16 protein-coding genes are annotated in these 16,824 nt (G+C 36.0%); 7 read left to right on the top strand and 9 right to left on the bottom strand.

All coding sequences use genetic code 11. The features are described 5' to 3' along the window. Nucleotides 1-50: 50 nt before the first annotated feature. The 4 genes from B5V89_RS09235 to B5V89_RS09250 all read left to right on the top strand — a co-directional run bounded on the left by B5V89_RS09235 (nucleotide 51) and on the right by B5V89_RS09250 (nucleotide 3,388). Complete coding sequence (locus tag B5V89_RS09235; protein ID WP_066229415.1) at nucleotides 51-1,304, top strand: quaternary amine ABC transporter ATP-binding protein; 1,254 nt, start codon at nucleotides 51-53, stop codon at nucleotides 1,302-1,304. Next, nucleotides 1,305-2,153, top strand: a complete 849-nt coding sequence (locus B5V89_RS09240) for an ABC transporter permease (protein ID WP_066229418.1) — start codon at nucleotides 1,305-1,307, stop codon at nucleotides 2,151-2,153. It begins immediately after the preceding gene. Beyond that, nucleotides 2,153-3,037, top strand: a complete 885-nt coding sequence (locus B5V89_RS09245; protein WP_066229421.1) for a glycine betaine ABC transporter substrate-binding protein — start codon at nucleotides 2,153-2,155, stop codon at nucleotides 3,035-3,037. Before B5V89_RS09240 ends, B5V89_RS09245 begins: the two co-directional genes overlap by 1 nt. Before the next feature lie 75 nt (nucleotides 3,038-3,112). Next, nucleotides 3,113-3,388: an alpha/beta-type small acid-soluble spore protein gene (locus B5V89_RS09250; RefSeq protein WP_066229424.1), complete on the top strand. Its 276-nt coding sequence runs from the start codon at nucleotides 3,113-3,115 to the stop codon at nucleotides 3,386-3,388. A gap of 125 nt (nucleotides 3,389-3,513) precedes the next feature. Here the strand turns inward: B5V89_RS09250 and B5V89_RS09255 are convergent, their stop codons facing one another. The 4 genes from B5V89_RS09255 to hutU are packed head-to-tail and all read right to left on the bottom strand — an operon-like array spanning nucleotide 3,514 to nucleotide 8,870. Next, the gene (locus B5V89_RS09255; RefSeq protein ID WP_108071604.1) at nucleotides 3,514-4,851 is read right to left on the bottom strand and encodes a YjiH family protein; all 1,338 of its coding nucleotides are present in this window, start codon (nucleotides 4,849-4,851) and stop codon (nucleotides 3,514-3,516) included. Between the two features lie 60 nt (nucleotides 4,852-4,911). Next, nucleotides 4,912-5,913: an agmatinase family protein gene (locus B5V89_RS09260; RefSeq protein WP_108071605.1), complete on the bottom strand. Its 1,002-nt coding sequence runs from the start codon at nucleotides 5,911-5,913 to the stop codon at nucleotides 4,912-4,914. Then, nucleotides 5,907-7,184: an imidazolonepropionase gene (gene hutI / locus B5V89_RS09265; protein ID WP_066229434.1), complete on the bottom strand. Its 1,278-nt coding sequence runs from the start codon at nucleotides 7,182-7,184 to the stop codon at nucleotides 5,907-5,909. The genes B5V89_RS09260 and hutI overlap by 7 nt, the downstream gene beginning before the upstream one ends. A gap of 12 nt (nucleotides 7,185-7,196) precedes the next feature. Then, nucleotides 7,197-8,870, bottom strand: a complete 1,674-nt coding sequence (hutU, locus tag B5V89_RS09270) for a urocanate hydratase (RefSeq protein WP_066229437.1) — start codon at nucleotides 8,868-8,870, stop codon at nucleotides 7,197-7,199. Between the two features lie 371 nt (nucleotides 8,871-9,241). Between hutU and B5V89_RS09275 the strand changes: the two genes are divergently transcribed. Beyond that, nucleotides 9,242-9,562 carry a DUF485 domain-containing protein gene (locus tag B5V89_RS09275; protein WP_066229603.1) on the top strand — a complete coding sequence of 107 codons (321 nt, stop codon included), beginning with the start codon at nucleotides 9,242-9,244 and terminating at the stop codon, nucleotides 9,560-9,562. Next, nucleotides 9,559-11,088 carry a solute symporter family protein gene (locus B5V89_RS09280; protein ID WP_066229440.1) on the top strand — a complete coding sequence of 510 codons (1,530 nt, stop codon included), beginning with the start codon at nucleotides 9,559-9,561 and terminating at the stop codon, nucleotides 11,086-11,088. The genes B5V89_RS09275 and B5V89_RS09280 overlap by 4 nt, the downstream gene beginning before the upstream one ends. A 53-nt stretch (nucleotides 11,089-11,141) precedes the next feature. Here B5V89_RS09280 and B5V89_RS09285 read toward each other — a convergent pair whose 3' ends face one another. From B5V89_RS09285 to B5V89_RS09300, 4 genes are read right to left on the bottom strand one after another with little or no spacing between them, the layout of a single operon-like run. Beyond that, nucleotides 11,142-12,632 (bottom strand): helix-turn-helix domain-containing protein, encoded by a 1,491-nt coding sequence (locus B5V89_RS09285; protein WP_108071607.1) that lies wholly within the window; start codon nucleotides 12,630-12,632, stop codon nucleotides 11,142-11,144. 16 nt (nucleotides 12,633-12,648) lie between these two features. Then, complete coding sequence (locus B5V89_RS09290; RefSeq protein ID WP_108071609.1) at nucleotides 12,649-13,440, bottom strand: SDR family NAD(P)-dependent oxidoreductase; 792 nt, start codon at nucleotides 13,438-13,440, stop codon at nucleotides 12,649-12,651. Continuing rightward, entirely contained in the window at nucleotides 13,437-13,835 is a 399-nt protein-coding gene (locus B5V89_RS09295; RefSeq protein WP_108071611.1) for a MaoC/PaaZ C-terminal domain-containing protein, read from the bottom strand. The genes B5V89_RS09290 and B5V89_RS09295 overlap by 4 nt, the downstream gene beginning before the upstream one ends. A gap of 4 nt (nucleotides 13,836-13,839) precedes the next feature. Next, nucleotides 13,840-14,268, bottom strand: a complete 429-nt coding sequence (locus B5V89_RS09300; protein ID WP_108071613.1) for an FAS1-like dehydratase domain-containing protein — start codon at nucleotides 14,266-14,268, stop codon at nucleotides 13,840-13,842. Between the two features lie 282 nt (nucleotides 14,269-14,550). Between B5V89_RS09300 and B5V89_RS09305 the strand changes: the two genes are divergently transcribed. After that, entirely contained in the window at nucleotides 14,551-15,843 is a 1,293-nt protein-coding gene (locus B5V89_RS09305) for an Nramp family divalent metal transporter (protein WP_107920651.1), read from the top strand. A 348-nt stretch (nucleotides 15,844-16,191) separates the two neighbouring features. On the opposite strand, the gene B5V89_RS09310 is transcribed toward B5V89_RS09305, so the two are convergent. Then, nucleotides 16,192-16,701, bottom strand: a complete 510-nt coding sequence (locus tag B5V89_RS09310; protein WP_108071615.1) for a hypothetical protein — start codon at nucleotides 16,699-16,701, stop codon at nucleotides 16,192-16,194. Nucleotides 16,702-16,824 lie beyond the last annotated feature (123 nt).

A 16,824-nucleotide genomic window follows, 5' to 3' on the forward strand; every position in this document is an offset into this window, starting at 1 on the left:
GGATTGTTTATTCGTTACACTTAATAAGTGTTAAAAAAAAGGAGGACAACATGACTAGTGAAAACCCAAAAATAAAAATTGATGTGAAAAATGTTACAAAAGTTTTCGGTAAACATCCGAAAAAAGCTTTACATTTTTTATCAGAAGGAAAAACGAAACATGAAATTTTAAAAGCGACTGGTGCAACCGTTGGTGTTAACCAAGCAAACTTCCAAGTTTTTGATGGTGAAATATTTGTCATTATGGGACTTTCCGGTAGTGGTAAATCAACCTTAGTTCGTTTATTAAATCGATTGATTGAACCAACTTCGGGAGAAATATTACTCGATAATGAAAATGTAACGCAAATGAATAAAGACCAATTACGTGCTATTCGTCGTAAAAAAATAAGTATGGTATTTCAAAAATTTGCTCTCCTCCCTCATCGTACAATTCTCCAAAATACTGAATATGGATTAGAGATTCAAGGAGTAGAAAAATCAAAAAGAGAAAAAACGGCAATGGAATCCCTTAAGCTGGTCGGATTAGAAGGCTATGAAAATCAATACCCCGATCAATTGAGTGGTGGAATGCAGCAGCGTGTAGGTCTTGCAAGAGCATTGGCGAATAATCCAGATATTTTATTAATGGATGAAGCGTTTAGTGCATTAGATCCGCTAATTAGAAAAGATATGCAAGATGAATTACTTGAACTGCATAATACTGTTGGAAAAACGATTGTATTTATTACACACGATTTAGATGAAGCCCTTCGAATCGGTGATCGTATTGCATTAATGAAGGATGGCTCTATTGTACAAATAGGAACACCCGAAGAAATTTTAATGAATCCTTCGAATGAATATGTCGAACGCTTCGTTGAAGATGTAGATTTTTCCAAAGTGTTAACAGCTGGACACATTATGAAACGTGCAGAAACCGTACAAGTTGAAAAAGGACCAAGAGTCGCCTTAACACTTATGAAAAATCTAGGAATCTCTTCGATCTATGTAGTTGATAAACAAAATCGACTACTAGGCGCTGTTACCGCTCAAATAGCTCGAGAAGCTGTTGAAATGGGTAAAACCTTGCACGAAGTTCTTCAACGTAATATTACCACTGTTCAGGAAGAAACTTTATTAATGGATATGTTCGAAATGGTTTCAACAGCACAGATACCTATTGCGGTAGTAGATGAAAAAGAACGAATGAAAGGGATTGTTATAAAAGGTGCCTTAATCGGTGCACTTGCTGGAAATGACACATACATTCATTCATCTGAAACATATGAAACAATTGATCCTTCTTTAAGGGAGGTGAATTAAATGAATAATTTGATTCCAAAAATCCCTTTAGCAAGCTGGATTGATCAGTTTGTAGATTGGTTAACTTCAAAATTTGGTGGTATTTTTGATGGTCTAGCAACCGGATTAGAAAATATTGTGAACGGAATTGTTACTGGACTTGGTTTCATCCCCCCTATCCTACTCGCAATTTTAATTAGTTTACTTGCCTGGTGGTTAACCAAAAAAAGCATTGCCTTATTTTCTTTAATCGGTTTTCTGCTTATAGATTATTTAGGCTATTGGAATGCAATGCTTGATACGCTAGCACTTGTTTTAACATCGGTAATTATCTCAGTAGTAGTTGGAATTCCAATTGGAATATGGGCTTCCCAAAAAGATACAGTTCGGAAAGTAGTTACTCCTATCCTTGACTTTATGCAAACTATGCCGGCATTCGTATATCTACTTCCAGCTATTTTCTTTTTTAATATTGGTGTCGTACCTGGGGTCGTTGCATCGGTGATTTTTGCAATGCCGCCAACTATTCGTTTAACAATATTAGGAATTAAACAGGTGCCTGAAGACATCATTGAAGCAACCGAAAGTTTTGGCTCCACTACCAGTCAAAAATTGTTAAAAGTGCAACTACCTCTTGCTACACCTACAATAATGGCGGGAATAAATCAAAGTATTATGCTTGCTCTATCTATGGTGGTTATCGCATCTATGGTCGGAGCACCGGGATTAGGTGAACAAGTTTATCGAGCTGTTACTCAATTAAAAACAGGCGTTGGTGTTGAGGCTGGATTGGCCATCGTTATCGTAGCAATTGTATTAGATAGAATTACACAAAATGTGGGCAAGAAGAATCAGAGGGGGAATTTGTAATGTGGAAGAAGATTATAGGAATTGGCGCTGTAGCCGCTTTAACAATTGGGCTAACGGCTTGCGGCAGTGATAAAGCAAACTCCGATAAGGATGGTTCTGTCGGTGATAGCGTTCATTATAAAATTACAGGTATAGATCCCGGAGCGGGAATTATGACAGCAACAGAAAATGCAATAAAGGATTACAAACTTGATGATTGGCAATTAGTGACTGGTTCAAGTGCAGCCATGACTGCCGCATTAAAAAAAGCATATGATAAAAAAGAACCAATCATCATTACAGGTTGGAATCCTCACTGGATGTTTGCAAAATATGATCTGAAATATCTTAAGGATCCGAAAGGTGTATATGGAGAAGCGGAAGAAATCCACACAATTGCACGAAAAGGATTAAAGGATGATCATCCAACAGCATATAAAGTACTAAGTCAATTTAAATGGTCTGAAGATGATATGGGTGCAGTTATGCTAGATATTCAAGAAGGAACAAAGCCTGAAGAAGCTGCAGAAAAATGGGTAAAAAATAACAATGAAAAAGTTGCGGAATGGACAAAAGGCGCTGAAAAAGTAAATGGTGAAAACATTAAACTCGCATATGTTGCGTGGGATAGTGAAATTGCCAGTACAAATGTGATAGGAAAAGTACTAGAAGATTTAGGCTATAAAGTCACGCTTACACAAGTAGAGGCTGGACCTATGTGGACTGCTATCGCTGACGGTAGTGCAGATGCATCACTTGCAGCATGGTTACCATTAACTCACAAAACATACGCGGAAAAATTCAAGGGAAAATATGAAGATATCGGAACAAGTATGACTGGTGTGAAAATTGGTTTAACCATTCCAAAATATATGGATATTGATTCGATTGAAGATTTAAAATAAAACAGCCTTGGGGCTGTTTTATTTTTTGTTGAATTTGTTTTTATGGGAATACTACTACGCAAAGGAGGGAAAATCATGTCCAGAAGAAGGAAATCGCTCGTTCCGGGGGCTAGAAGTGCGTTAGACGACTTTAAGGGAAAAGTCATGGCTGAAAAAGGTTACAAAGTAGATCCGACCAAACCAAATAATGTGAAATATGAAGTAGCTAAAGAACAAGGTGTGCCACTTAAAGAAGGTTATAACGGTCAGTTAACGTCAGAGCAGGCTGGAAAAGTCGGTGGACCAATTGGTGGCAACATGGTTAAAGAAATGATTCGTATGGCGCAAGAGCAGCTTAGCCAAAAAAAATAATGCCGAGTTAGCTTGGCATTATTTTTTTCACTATCGATCACTATGATACTTTACAAGTATTCTATAAAATGTAAAAAAACACTTTTAGGTCCATGACATTGTGGATAAAAAATTTTTTATATAGTTTAAAGAAATAGAAATGCAATCGGAATTGTAATAATTAGTGTTAAAATTACACGCTCAAGCCAAATAATCAATAGCTTAGGCAATGAGATTGGTATGTCTGTAGAGACGATACATGGTATTAAGGCGGAAAAGAAAATAATAGCGGATACCGATACAACCGCAATGACAAATTTTGTTACAATAGCACTTCCGGTGACTAATAATGCTGGTAAAAACATTTCAGCAATTGATAGAGCACTAGCTTTTGCTGCTAGTAATGGATCTGGAAGATGAAATAATGCTGTGATTGGATAAAAAATGTAACCAATAATATCAAAGACTGGAGTAAATTCTGCTAAGACTAACCCTAATAATCCTACTGAGAGAATGGATGGCAAAATAGACATCGTCATAATAAATCCGTCTTTTAAATTCATCCAAATATTTTTGCCTAAACTAGGCGAATTTTGTGCTGCTTCCATCGCTTCTTTCCAAGCATGTTTAAAACGGTCGCCTTTTACAAGCTCTTCTGGTTTACCTTCTCCATCAAAATATTCATCACTCATGGAACGAAGCGGCCATATTCTTACTGTTAATGCGGTTACGATAAAAGTAATTACCAGTGTTCCCCAAAAATAAAGATTCCACATATCCATTAAATCGAGTGTTTTTGCTACAACAATCATAAAAGTCGCAGATACGGTAGAAAAGCCGGTAGCAATAATGGCTGCTTCCTTTACCGTATATTTTCCTTCTTTAAACACACGATTTGTAATTAATAAACCGATAGAATAACTTCCAACGAATGAAGCGACTGCATCCACAGCAGATCTACCTGGTGTTTTCCATACGGGTCTCATAACAGGCTGCATTAGCACACCAATAAACTCTAGTAACCCATAGCCAACAAGAAGAGCGAGAAACACTGATCCAATAGGAACGAGTAAACCTACTGATATAACTAGTTTATTAAACAAAAATGGGCCCATATCTGGATCCGCAAGCCATTTAGGTTCCAATTTAAAAACAAGTAAACAAGCAACAACTAACCCTATTATTTTAAATACTGAGAAAAATACCGATATGCCATCCTTATTCCATGTTTTTGTATAAAAAGGATAGATTGCTCCTAATAAAATAACTAGTAACGCATAATAAGGAATCACACCTGGAACCGATTTCTGAATATATGTAACGATATGGTCGAGCATGATTGACGAAGTCCCATTAATTGAAATTGGAATAAAAAACATAAAGATACCAATTGCACTGAATACGACAAACTTGAGAATATTATTTCCATTTGTCAATGGTTTTGTGTGAAGCTGACTATCTAATTGTGGGTTTGGATTTGCCATCCCTATTTCCCCCTTTGTTTAAACTCAGGCTTCTCTCTATGAGAGAAGCCTTTAGAACTCTTACTTCTTTCTTTTATAAACGCCTGATAAAAATGAAAGAAACACATGTGTTCCCGCTTTGACAGTGGGCTGAACAGTACCATCACGTGTCGGATCAAGGCAAACGATGTCCATTGCCCCAACCTTTGGATGAAGCCCGGCTGCAAAGACTGCTTCAAATAATTCATCCGTTCTCATGCCACCAGGTGTTGAAGCCGGAACTCCAGGTGCATAGGCAATATCTAATACATCCATATCTACTGTTAAATATATTCGGTCAACTTTTTTTGCTAATACTTGTAGTGCTTCTTCTACGGTCTCCCGTATACCATTTCTTCTCGCTTTAGTTAAGGTAATATAATTCACACCATATTCTTTGGCATATTCTACTAATGACGGAGCGTTGAAAAATCCATGCAAACCAATGTTATAAACATTTTCCCCTTTGATTGTTCCACTCTCTATCAAATTTCGGATAGGTGTACCATTTGTCGGTCCGTGATCCTTTAAATCACGAAGATCAAAATGCGTATCCAATTGGAGTATCCCTATCTCTTCATTTGGATACGTTTCTTTCAAGCCTTTAACAAGCATGGCTGTGATCGAATGGTCCCCACCAATTGTTACTGGGAAAGAATGCGCGAGTTCCTTCGTCACACCATGAAAAGCATCTTTAATATATTGGTGGCTTAATAGAATGTCAGTATAATGCATTTGCACATCACCAATATCGATGACTTTTAAATCACGTAAATCCAATTCTTCATCTAAATTATAAGTGTTAAAACCTTTCCATGATCGCCTAAACCACTCAGGAAATTCAGATGCTCCTGAAGCACTAATAGATGACCGTGAAAGTGGAACACCCATTAATACGATATCCCAATCATTTTGTTTCTCATCTTTATCTAAATGATGAATAGATTGAATCCATTCATTGACTTTAACATCCTTACCAGGAGTTGTTTTCTTCCAGGAAAAAGATGGACTATCTATTGGTAACTGGTTGATAATTTTCAGCATAATTGACCACTCTCAACTACAATTTTTCCATTTTTGATAACCATATCCGTATGGTTCATTCCATAATGATACTGAAGCTGCATATAATTTGGCACATTCATCATAACGATATCAGCTTTTTTACCAACTTCAATGCTGCCTATTTCTTTACTGCGATTAATCGCATGTGCCGCATTTATAGTACAAGCTGTGATTGCTTCGGCCGGTGTCATACCCATTTTCATACATGCTAGATTCATAATAAATGGAAGTGAGGTTGTCGGTGATGAGCCAGGATTACAATCCGTAGAAAGTGCAACTGGTACTCCTTCATCTATCATCTTTCTTCCTCTTGCTGATTCCGCCATTAAAAAGAATGCTGTCCCAGGTAAAAGTACCCCAATTACCTCTTTTTCAGCCATCTTTTTTATTCCATTATCTGACGCTCTTAATAAATGCTCGGCAGAAATGGCCCCAACTTCAGCTGCTAACTCAGCTCCCTCATATGGTTCAATTTCGTCTGCATGTATTTTAGGAATAAGACCATATGTTTTACCCGCTTCAAGAATTTTGCGACTTTGTTCAGGTGTAAAAACTCCTCTTTCACAAAAGACATCATTAAATTCAGCTAAATTTTCTTTTGCCACTTGAGGAAGCATTTCTTCGATTACGATTCTTACAAATTCATCTGGATTTTCTTTATAATTTGCAGGTACAGCATGGGCACCCATAAATGTCCGGACAACATCAATTACATGTTCTTCATTTAGTTGCTTTGCTACTTCTAGTTGTTTTTTTTCCGTATCCCAATCTAAACCATAGCCACTTTTTGCTTCAACGGTCGTTACTCCATGTTTTAAAAATGAATCTAGTCTTGCTTTGCTTTCTGAAAGCAGTTCTTCATAGGAAGCTGCACGCGTCCTTGTCGTCGTAGCGTGAATTCCACCGCCATTATTCATGATTTCCATATAGGTCGCACCATTTAATCGCATATTAAACTCATTTTCACGACTTCCTGCATAGACAAGATGTGTATGGGGATCAATCAAACCTGGTAATACGATTTTTCCAGTCGCATTTACAATAATTGATTCATTCAAACGATCGCTATATTTGCTTTGTATTTCTTCAGTTGTTCCAACAGCGATAATCTGTCCATTCTCTATCCAAAGTCCGCCATCTTTGACAATACGAAGATTATTCATCTCTTCTCTTTTAAATGGTTTATCCGATCCACCAGCTACTGTAATTAATTCATTTGCATGTTTAATAAAAATTGGTTTATCTGACAATTTAGTCCCTCCTTATTTCTTCGTTGATTCAAGCATTGGGATGTGGATCCCTTTTTCCTTCGCTGTTTTAATAGCTAAATCATAACCTGCATCAACATGACGAACAACACCCATTCCAGGATCAGTCGTTAATACGCGTTCTAGTCGCTTCTCTGCTTCTTTCGTTCCATCCGCAACGATGACCATACCCGCATGTAAGGAGTAGCCCATTCCAACACCACCGCCATGATGAACCGATACCCAGCTTGCTCCACCTACCGCATTAATCATTGCGTTTAATATTGGCCAATCTGCTACTGCATCACTACCGTCCTTCATGCCTTCTGTTTCACGATTTGGTGAAGCAACAGAACCTGAATCTAAATGATCACGCCCAATAACAATTGGGGCCTTTAACTCACCACTTGCTACCATGTCATTAATAATTTTTCCAAATTTCGCACGTTCTCCATAGCCAAGCCAGCAAATACGTGACGGCAGTCCTTGAAATTGAATTTTTTCTCTAGCCATTTTAATCCAGTTGCACAAATGCTTATTGTCACTAAATTCGCGTAAAATGACTTCATCTGTTTTATAAATATCCTCAGGATCACCTGATAATGCTACCCAACGGAATGGGCCTTTTCCTTCACAAAACTGTGGGCGAATATATGCTGGTACGAATCCCGGAAAATTAAAGGCGTTCTCAACACCTTCATCCTTTGCTACTTGACGAATATTGTTACCGTAATCAAAAGTGATGGCTCCTTTTTCTTGCATGATAAGCATTGATTTCACATGTTCCGCCATACTTGCTTTAGATTTTTTTACATATTCCTCGGGATGTTCATTTCGAAGTTGCGCTGCTTCCTCTAAACTATACCCAATCGGGATATATCCATTTAATGGATCATGTGCCGATGTTTGATCGGTTAGAACATCCGGAATAAATCCAAGTGCAATCATTTGTGGCAAAATTTCGGCTGCATTACCTAATAAACCAATGGATAATGCTTTACCTTCTGCCTTTGCTTCTTTTGCTAATTGAATAGCTTCTTCTAAAGATTTCGTCTTCACATCTAAGTAGCGAGTTTCAATTCGGCGGTCAATTCTTGTTTCATCAACTTCAATCGCAATACAAACCCCTTCTGCCATTGTAACAGCTAACGGTTGTGCACCACCCATTCCTCCAAGTCCTGCTGTTACTGTTATTGTTTGCTTTAGTGATTCACCAAAATGCTGCTTAGCTAATTCAGCAAACGTCTCATATGTTCCTTGAACAATCCCTTGGCTACCAATATAAATCCAGCTTCCTGCCGTCATTTGACCATACATCATTAAACCTTTTTTATCTAACTCATGAAACGTATCCCAGTTTGCCCAAGCAGGTACTAGATTGGAGTTTGCAATTAGAACTCGTGGCGCATCTGTATGGGTTTTGAATACAGCAACAGGTTTCCCGGATTGTACAAGTAATGTTTCATCAGATTCTAATTCATGTAATGTTTTTACGATGGCATCATAGCAGTCCCAGTTCCGTGCAGCTTTACCAATTCCCCCGTAAACGACAAGATCTTCAGGTCTTTCCGCTACATCTTTATCTAAATTGTTCATTAACATTCTTAAAGCTGCTTCCTGGACCCAGCCTTTAGCATGTAATTCAGAACCTTTGTATTGATGGATTTCCCTCTTTGTATCCGTTTTCATTTAAATTCCTCCTCATACATTGTTATATCTATATTATAAAGACAAAAAATTCAGTAAAGAGATAAAATAATATTCGTTCTTTTATACTTATTTTGTATTGGTTTGGAAATTTTTAAAATATTTGTTTTAATCTTTATATTTTTATGCTATTTTTATAATTTTATATTCTTTGTTTAGCTGTTTTCCAAGTAAATAATCATTTTTGTAAAATATTTATTTCATGTTTATTTACAAACTTAAATCGTGAATGCTATAGCTTTTAATAGATTCAGAATTATCTTAATATTATGTTGACAAGTTTGTTTTATTTACTTTACGATTATATTGTGGGAGAAATTACAAATAAAGGAGTGTCGACATTGGGGAAAAACATGCAAAAACGAATTGATTATGAAAAGATTACAGAAAGCAATGGATTTAAAAATTTAATAACCTCAAAGAAAAAATTCATCGTGCCATTAACCATTTTCTTCTTAGTATTTTATTTTGCTTTACCTGTACTAACATCCTACTCAACAGTCCTCAATAATAATGCATTCGGAGATATTTCTTGGGCATGGGTTTTTGCTTTTGCACAATTTATCATGACTTGGGTTCTTTGTATCGTTTACGTAAAAAAAGCATCATTTTTTGATAAGCTAGCAAACGAAATTATTGAAGAAAACTTTGAAAAAGGAGAAAAAGGTGCATGAGTCCTACTGTTATTATTCTATTTTTAATTATTGTTGGAGTGACGCTAGTAATTACCTATTATGCTGCCAAACGAACAAAAACAACAAGTGAATTTTATACTGCCGGTGGTGGGTTAACCGGCTGGCAAAATGGATTGGCAATAGCCGGTGATTATCTATCTGCAGCATCATTTCTCGGGATTGCTGGAATGATCGCTTTAAGCGGTTTCGATGGATTTTTTTATAGTATAGGGTTTTTAATCGCATATTTAGTCGTTATGTTTATCGTAGCTGAACCACTTAGAAATTTGGGTAAGTATACTTTAGCTGATATGATTAATTCCCGATTTGATGCAAAAAAAGTACGTGGCGTTGCAGCGTTAAATACAATTACCATTGTTATTTTCTATATGATCGCGCAATTAGTTGGTGCGGGTGCGCTTATTCAATTATTATTTGGAATCGATTATTGGATTGCTGTTTTAATAGTTGGAATTATGATGACGGTTTATGTCCTTTTCGGAGGTATGACCGCTACAAGTTGGGTTCAAATTATTAAAGCTGTATTGTTAATGATTGGTACGATTATCATTTCTTTTATCGTTTTGGCGAAATTCCATTTCAATATTTTTGATATGTTTAGTGAAATGAAAACGGCCACACCACTCGGAGCAGACTACTTAAAACCAGGCGTAAAATATAAAGTACCATTAGATACGATTTCCTTAATGCTTGCACTCGTTCTTGGTACTGCGGGTTTACCACATATTTTAATGCGATTTTTTACTGTAAAGGATGCGAAAACAGCAAGAAGTTCTGTTGTTACCGCTACATGGATCATCGGTATTTTTTATGTATTAACCATTTTCCTTGGTTTTGGTGCAGCATACTTTGTTGGATTTGATACGATCAAAGAAGCAAATGCAGCTGGAAATATGGCGGCACCATTACTTGCAGGTGAACTTGGCGGCGATTTTCTAATGTCCTTCGTATCTGCCGTTGCTTTTGCAACGATTTTAGCAGTTGTGGCGGGGTTAGTTTTATCAGGAGCTTCCGCATTTGCACATGATATCTATGCACAGATCATAAAAAAAGGAAAAGTGACAGAGAAAAAGCAAATGCTCGCTGCTAAATACGCTTCCATCGGAGTCGCTGTTTTATCCATTTTATTAGCATTGTTCGCTCAAAAAATGAATGTAGCATTTCTTGTTTCTCTAGCATTTTGTGTCGCAGCGAGCGCTAACCTTCCAGTAATCATCTTTACGATTTATTGGAAAAAATTTAATACGGCAGGTGCTATTACTGGAATGCTTTCCGGTTTATTGTCATCATTAATCCTTGTTATTGTTAGTCCAAATGTATTCTCCCCCATTGAAGGTGCGGCGATTTTTGTCGGGGAGCCACTAATATCTTTAACGAATCCCGCCATCATTTCGGTTCCATTAGGGTTTATCGGAGCGTATGTTGGTACGGTTGTTTCGAAAAAGCAAGATGTAAAACGTTTTGCGGAAGTAATTGTAAAAGCTAACACAGGATATAAAGAATAATGTCAAAAAGAGCGAGTTCTTTAAAATGAACTCGCTCTTACTTTATCTCATAATTAAGAACGAGAAAAGTGTTCCAAAGACTCCTTCGTTCGAAATTGCTTTGGAGGCATACCGACACTGTTTTTAAAAACTCTCGAAAAATAGTATTGATTTTGAAACCCGGTTAATGAGGCAATTTCTTTCACAACCATGTCGGTCTCAATAAGGAGTTTTTTTGCTTCTTTTATTCTTATATCAGTTAAGCATTCCCGAAATGTTTTCTTTGTTTTTTCAACGAATAAATGGCTTAAATAGGTTGAATTCCTGCCAACAAAAGTAGACAAATCACTTAAAGCAAAGTCTTTTTTCCAATAATTCAATTCCATATATTTTATACATTTCTCAATGGTATCTGTATATGAATTTTTGCTTATATCGGCAGCTGCATCTATTATTTTCGAGGTAAAAATAATTAGTTTTTGAATGATACGAAAAATGATAGATTCATATAATATCGTATCAAAAATCGTTAAGTATTCTTCCTCATATAATTTATGATCTAGATTAGTGGATTTCATGTGCCTTCGAATTTGTGCTAATATGCTCGTTAAACGAATACGGAGTAAACTTGGATCCGGAAATGGATCGGTAAATTGCAAAAATTCCCGGGATAAAAAGCTTGAAATCTCCTCTTTATTCCCTTCATTTAAATAGCTTATCCATTGCTTTTGCTCGCTTGGTGTTAAAAATGGGTCGATAAATTTCCATTGCAATTCACTCGTAAACTCTAAAACCTGCCGATAACCTACAAAAAAAGTAACCTCAGTCATTTTTTTCGTATGTAAATATTTTTCGTGTAATGATAAGTATGGATTCTCCTCTAAATTAATAATAATGACAATAGATTCGCTTTCAAATTGATCCCAATCATACATAAAACGCTTACATAGAGAATTCCAATCTAGTTCCGCTTGTGAATTAAATAGACAAATCGTCATATCACTTAATGGAAAGATCATTGGAGTAATTGGAAAGAGATATTCTTTTAAATATTGGTTTAACTTTGGAAGTATACTTACTTTTTCTGGTTGAAAAGCGACAAATACATAGGGCTCGATAAATGAACTTTCGTCTAAGAATAAATGTTCATATACTACATTTTGCTTATCGGTATTAAAGATTCTTTCTAGTTTATCTTTAGTTTGCCGTTCAAGTTCTCGAATAATTAAATTGATATTATTTAATAGTTCCTGTGGTGAAAAGGGTTTAATTAATAGGAATTTAGTACCTATATCAATTGCTTTTTTGGCTGCCTCGAATGTTGCCTCCATCGTTATAGAGATAATGTTTGGTTGATTAATCTTAATCGCCTTCAGTAATTCTTCCCCTATTCCGATATTCGTTTCATATATAAAAATATCAGGCTGTTCGTTTTCAAGAATCATTACCGAATCAATTAGGTTATGTGCTAATTTAACATTGACATTAGAGATGGAAGATTCAATTAGCCACTTCATTCCTTTAGCTTCAAATTCGTCCTTGTCTGCAATCAATAAGTTGTACATTATATCCACCTCTTAATTAAGTATACATACCTCCATTAATGTGTAACACTTGCCCATTCACATAATTTGCTAGTGGTGAGGCTAAATAAAGAATTGCAGATGCTGCTTCTTCGGGAGTACCTGCTCGTTGTTGCGGGATTGAATGTTCAAACATTTTTCTTACTTTTTCGGGTATTCCTAATGAAACACCATTAAAAGATTCCCCTTTTTCCTTCGATTGTGTTAGACGTGTATCGATTAAACCAAAAGCTACAGCATTACAATTTACATTATATGCTCCCCATTCTTTGGCGACTGTTTTAGTCAAACCAATGAGCCCGGCTTTTGCAGCAGCATAATTAGCTTGACCGATATTCCCCATCACACCTGCCACAGAGGATACATTCACTATTTTGCGATATATTTCACTTCCTACCTCTTTTCTCATATACGGTGCAGCTGCACGAATCAATTTAAATGGTGCAATTAAGTGGATATCTAGCATTGCTTGAAATTGTTCATCACTCATTTTATGAACCATGCCATCCCAAGTATATCCGGCATTATTTACTAATATGTCTAGCCCGCCAAAGGTTGTTACTGCTGTCTCAATAATATTTTCAGCAAAATGATCACTTGTCACATCACCCGGAAAAGAAACAGCATGACCGCCCTTTTCTATAATTTCGGTAACGACTGCATTTGCATGCTCTTGATCAAGATCGGAAATGACTACGTTCGCCCCTTGTTCGGCCATTAAATTTGCTACTGCTCTTCCAACACCTCGACCAGAACCTGTGACGATAGCCGTCTGATTATTTAACATCATCCTTCTTCACGCTCCTTCTTAACATGAAATTCTCCTTTTAATTTTGTTTCCCCGTCGCTATTTTTTACAAATAATTTGCCTACATATCTTAATTCTCCATCCACTTCTATTTCCTCGACGATCCTTCCTTCAATCGATAAACTTTCACCTGGTTTCGTCATCGAAGAAAAGCGTACTTTAAATTTACGTAAATTTTTTCTAGGGAACCATTTACCTAAAGCCTCCCCTGCCATACCCATAATTAACATCCCATGTGCAATTACATCACCTAACCCTGCTTTTTCTGCAATTGGGACAACTGTATGAATCGGATTAAAATCGCCTGACGCCCCTGCATACTTAACGAGCTGGGTATGCGTAATCATTGGTTTATGAACAGTATCCAAATGCTGCATGTGATCAGCCCTTTCTTTCGATAATATTTGAACGACTGATGAGAATGACTTCCTCTTCTCGTTTATAAACACTCTCAATTGTTATTAAATCCATTCTCTTTTTTTCTACATGTGAAGTAACTTTTGCAAAACAGGAAATGGTATCACCCGCATATATATCAGAAAAATATTCATATTCTTGTTCACCATGTAGAACCATTAGTGGATTTAAATCAAGTTTACGTATTATTGTTTCAAAATCGAGACCTCCCCACATTTCAATGACCGTTGGAAACGTTGGAGGGATTGGAATATCCCTAAATCCTTCCTTTTTTGCTGCTTCAAAATCATAATAGATGGGATTGTCGTCACCAATTGCTAAAGCAAATTCCTTAATTTTGCTCCGCTCGACAGTGAATGATTCGATTGAAAAGGTTAAACCCGTTCTATCCATTGAATCATCTCCTTTTATGTAAAATAAATCGTTTTCTCCTATGAAATATTCGTAATTATCTTTCTAAAATCCTGCTTTCTTCTTAATCAAAAATGAATTTCCGGTATTTCCTATGTTGAAATTGTCATAATTTGACGAAAACAACCAGGTTATTGGGTAAAATAATAAGTAAAAATTGTTTACATTTTAATCATTATTGAATAAAATAGTATCAAATCTTAATTTTTCCCTAAGGAAACTTTTTTGTTTAAGGTTTACATTTAGGTGGGGAGGAAACAAATGATGCGTGATAAAACATTAGATAAAAAATATATCCCAAAAATAAGTAAAACAAGGGTATCTGCAGATGCTGTCTTAAGGGGCGAGGTAACGGGGATAAAGAAAATTCTCCCTTTTTTAGGTCCAGCATTTATTGCAGCTGTCGCTTATATCGATCCTGGAAATTTCGCGACAAATATTACTGCGGGTTCAAAGTATGGTTACCTCTTACTATGGGTAATCGCTTTTTCTAACCTAATGGCGGTATTAATTCAATCATTATCGGCCAAATTAGGAATTGCGACAGGTAAAAATCTACCTGAAGTGGCAAGAGATCGTTTTCCAAAAGGGGTTTCCATCTTTTTATGGATTCAAAGTGAATTGGTTATTATCGCTACAGATTTAGCTGAATTTATTGGTGCTGCCCTCGGGTTATATTTATTATTTGATATACCGATGATCCCGGCTGCGCTTATTACAGCGGTAGGTTCATTTGCGATTTTAGAATTACAAAGAAGAGGTTTTCGCTCTCTGGAAGCTGGAATTGCAGCAATGGTACTAATCGTTGTTCTCGCATTTGCTTTTCAAACATTTTTAGCAAAACCGGATATGGGAGCGGTACTAGGCGGAATGGTTACTCCTAAGTTTGAAGGAGTAGATAGTATCTTACTCGCTGCCGGTATTTTAGGGGCGACGGTAATGCCACATGCAATCTACCTACACTCTTCACTAACACAAAATAGAATTGTTGGAAAAAATGAAGCAGAAAAGAAAAGAATCTTTAAATTCGAATTTATTGATATCATTATTGCAATGATTATTGCCGGAGCGATCAATATGTGTATGCTCATCGTTTCAGCGGCATTATTTTTTAAAAATGGGTTAGTTGTTGAAGATTTAGATGTAGCATTCCATCAATTTGGCCAGTATGTCAGCCCAATAGCTGCGATTTCATTCGGTCTTGGGTTACTAATTGCCGGCTTATCAAGTTCTTCAGTTGGGACGATGTCTGGTGATGTCGTCATGCAAGGATTTATTAATGTACGTATTAACTTATATTTACGACGAGCGATAACAATGATCCCTGCTCTTGCTATAATAATTTCTGGTGTGAACCCAACAAATGCATTAGTCATGAGTCAAGTCGTTTTATCATTTGGTATTGCCTTTGCATTAGTACCGCTTATTATGTTTACAAGTAATAAGAAGCTTATGGGAGGACTTACAAACCATCGTGTAACAACGATCATTTCATGGATAGTTGCAGCGTTAGTGATTTTATTAAATATCTTTTTACTTATTGAAACAGTATTTTAATAATAAATGAAAAAAGTCGTGTTCAAATACACGACTTTTTTATATACTTAGGTGCTAATTCATTCATTTTTTTCCATTGCATTGAATAATACTGAAAATCATCCCCTCCAGTGGGTCATACATATTTATCAATACCAATTACATCAATGTGTGCGTAAAAGGAAATTGTCACAGTATTTTACCTTTTAATATAGTGGCTCTCGATATACAATAACTATAGAATTTCCAAGGAGTGAAGCTACTTTGAATAATATATGGATTCCAATCCTAAGTATCATGGTCATCATTTATATCGTAATTGGTATATTCCTCGTTCGGTTTATTAAAAAAAATAAGCGTTGACGTTTTTCACCTATTCGTTTGTGTGCCTAAATTGCGATGCAGTTTACGTATAAGGTGAAAAAAAAGTAATGCGATACATTGAACAAACAAATAGACACTTTGGGAATAAATTAATTTCCAACCATGATAATTAAATACGTGTAAAACCTTATTAAGATGTTCGTAAAATGTCGCACCTATCGTGCATATTAGAAGATATAAAAGTACCCAATAACCTTTTATATTATATTTGTCATAGACATAGACAAATATATACGCAAATGGAGCATAGAGAATATATGTAATCAAGTCAAATAACTCATATTTTTCGGTATCCATGACAGTATACAAATCAAGTTTTGAAATCGCTAATAAATAATCGGAGATCCTTGCAACTGTAGTTCCAAATAACATTATTAGTATCGTTATACTTAATGGAAAACGTTTCGGTAAGAATAATATTATGGCGTATGAAATAACAATTGAAATAACAATACACCATTCGTTTTGATCAAATTTTTGTGGAAATGGTAGCATTTATTTTTCTATCCCTTCTAATTTTAATTGTTTTTGAAAGAACAATAATAAAATGTAAACAATGGATAGAATGACTAGCTGTATAATAAAGGACCCCCAATAATGCCAATTTTCATAGGTTAT

The organism is Heyndrickxia sporothermodurans, assembly GCF_003055045.1.
Taxonomy (GTDB): domain Bacteria; phylum Bacillota; class Bacilli; order Bacillales; family Bacillaceae_C; genus Heyndrickxia; species Heyndrickxia sporothermodurans.

Bases quoted from the DNA above. Each gene is read 5' to 3' on its own strand.
- B5V89_RS09235 (WP_066229415.1), top strand. From the start codon at position 51: ATGACTAGTGAAAACCCAAAAATAAAAATTGATGTGAAAAATGTTACA.
- B5V89_RS09240 (WP_066229418.1), top strand. From the start codon at position 1,305: ATGAATAATTTGATTCCAAAAATCCCTTTAGCAAGCTGGATTGATCAG.
- B5V89_RS09245 (WP_066229421.1), top strand. From the start codon at position 2,153: ATGTGGAAGAAGATTATAGGAATTGGCGCTGTAGCCGCTTTAACAATT.
- B5V89_RS09250 (WP_066229424.1), top strand. From the start codon at position 3,113: ATGTCCAGAAGAAGGAAATCGCTCGTTCCGGGGGCTAGAAGTGCGTTA.
- B5V89_RS09255 (WP_108071604.1), bottom strand. From the start codon at position 4,851: ATGGCAAATCCAAACCCACAATTAGATAGTCAGCTTCACACAAAACCA.
- B5V89_RS09260 (WP_108071605.1), bottom strand. From the start codon at position 5,913: ATGCTGAAAATTATCAACCAGTTACCAATAGATAGTCCATCTTTTTCC.
- hutU (WP_066229437.1), bottom strand. From the start codon at position 8,870: ATGAAAACGGATACAAAGAGGGAAATCCATCAATACAAAGGTTCTGAA.
- B5V89_RS09275 (WP_066229603.1), top strand. From the start codon at position 9,242: ATGCAAAAACGAATTGATTATGAAAAGATTACAGAAAGCAATGGATTT.
- B5V89_RS09280 (WP_066229440.1), top strand. From the start codon at position 9,559: ATGAGTCCTACTGTTATTATTCTATTTTTAATTATTGTTGGAGTGACG.
- B5V89_RS09285 (WP_108071607.1), bottom strand. From the start codon at position 12,632: ATGTACAACTTATTGATTGCAGACAAGGACGAATTTGAAGCTAAAGGA.
- B5V89_RS09290 (WP_108071609.1), bottom strand. From the start codon at position 13,440: ATGATGTTAAATAATCAGACGGCTATCGTCACAGGTTCTGGTCGAGGT.
- B5V89_RS09295 (WP_108071611.1), bottom strand. From the start codon at position 13,835: ATGCAGCATTTGGATACTGTTCATAAACCAATGATTACGCATACCCAG.
- B5V89_RS09300 (WP_108071613.1), bottom strand. From the start codon at position 14,268: ATGGATAGAACGGGTTTAACCTTTTCAATCGAATCATTCACTGTCGAG.
- B5V89_RS09305 (WP_107920651.1), top strand. From the start codon at position 14,551: ATGCGTGATAAAACATTAGATAAAAAATATATCCCAAAAATAAGTAAA.
- B5V89_RS09310 (WP_108071615.1), bottom strand. From the start codon at position 16,701: ATGCTACCATTTCCACAAAAATTTGATCAAAACGAATGGTGTATTGTT.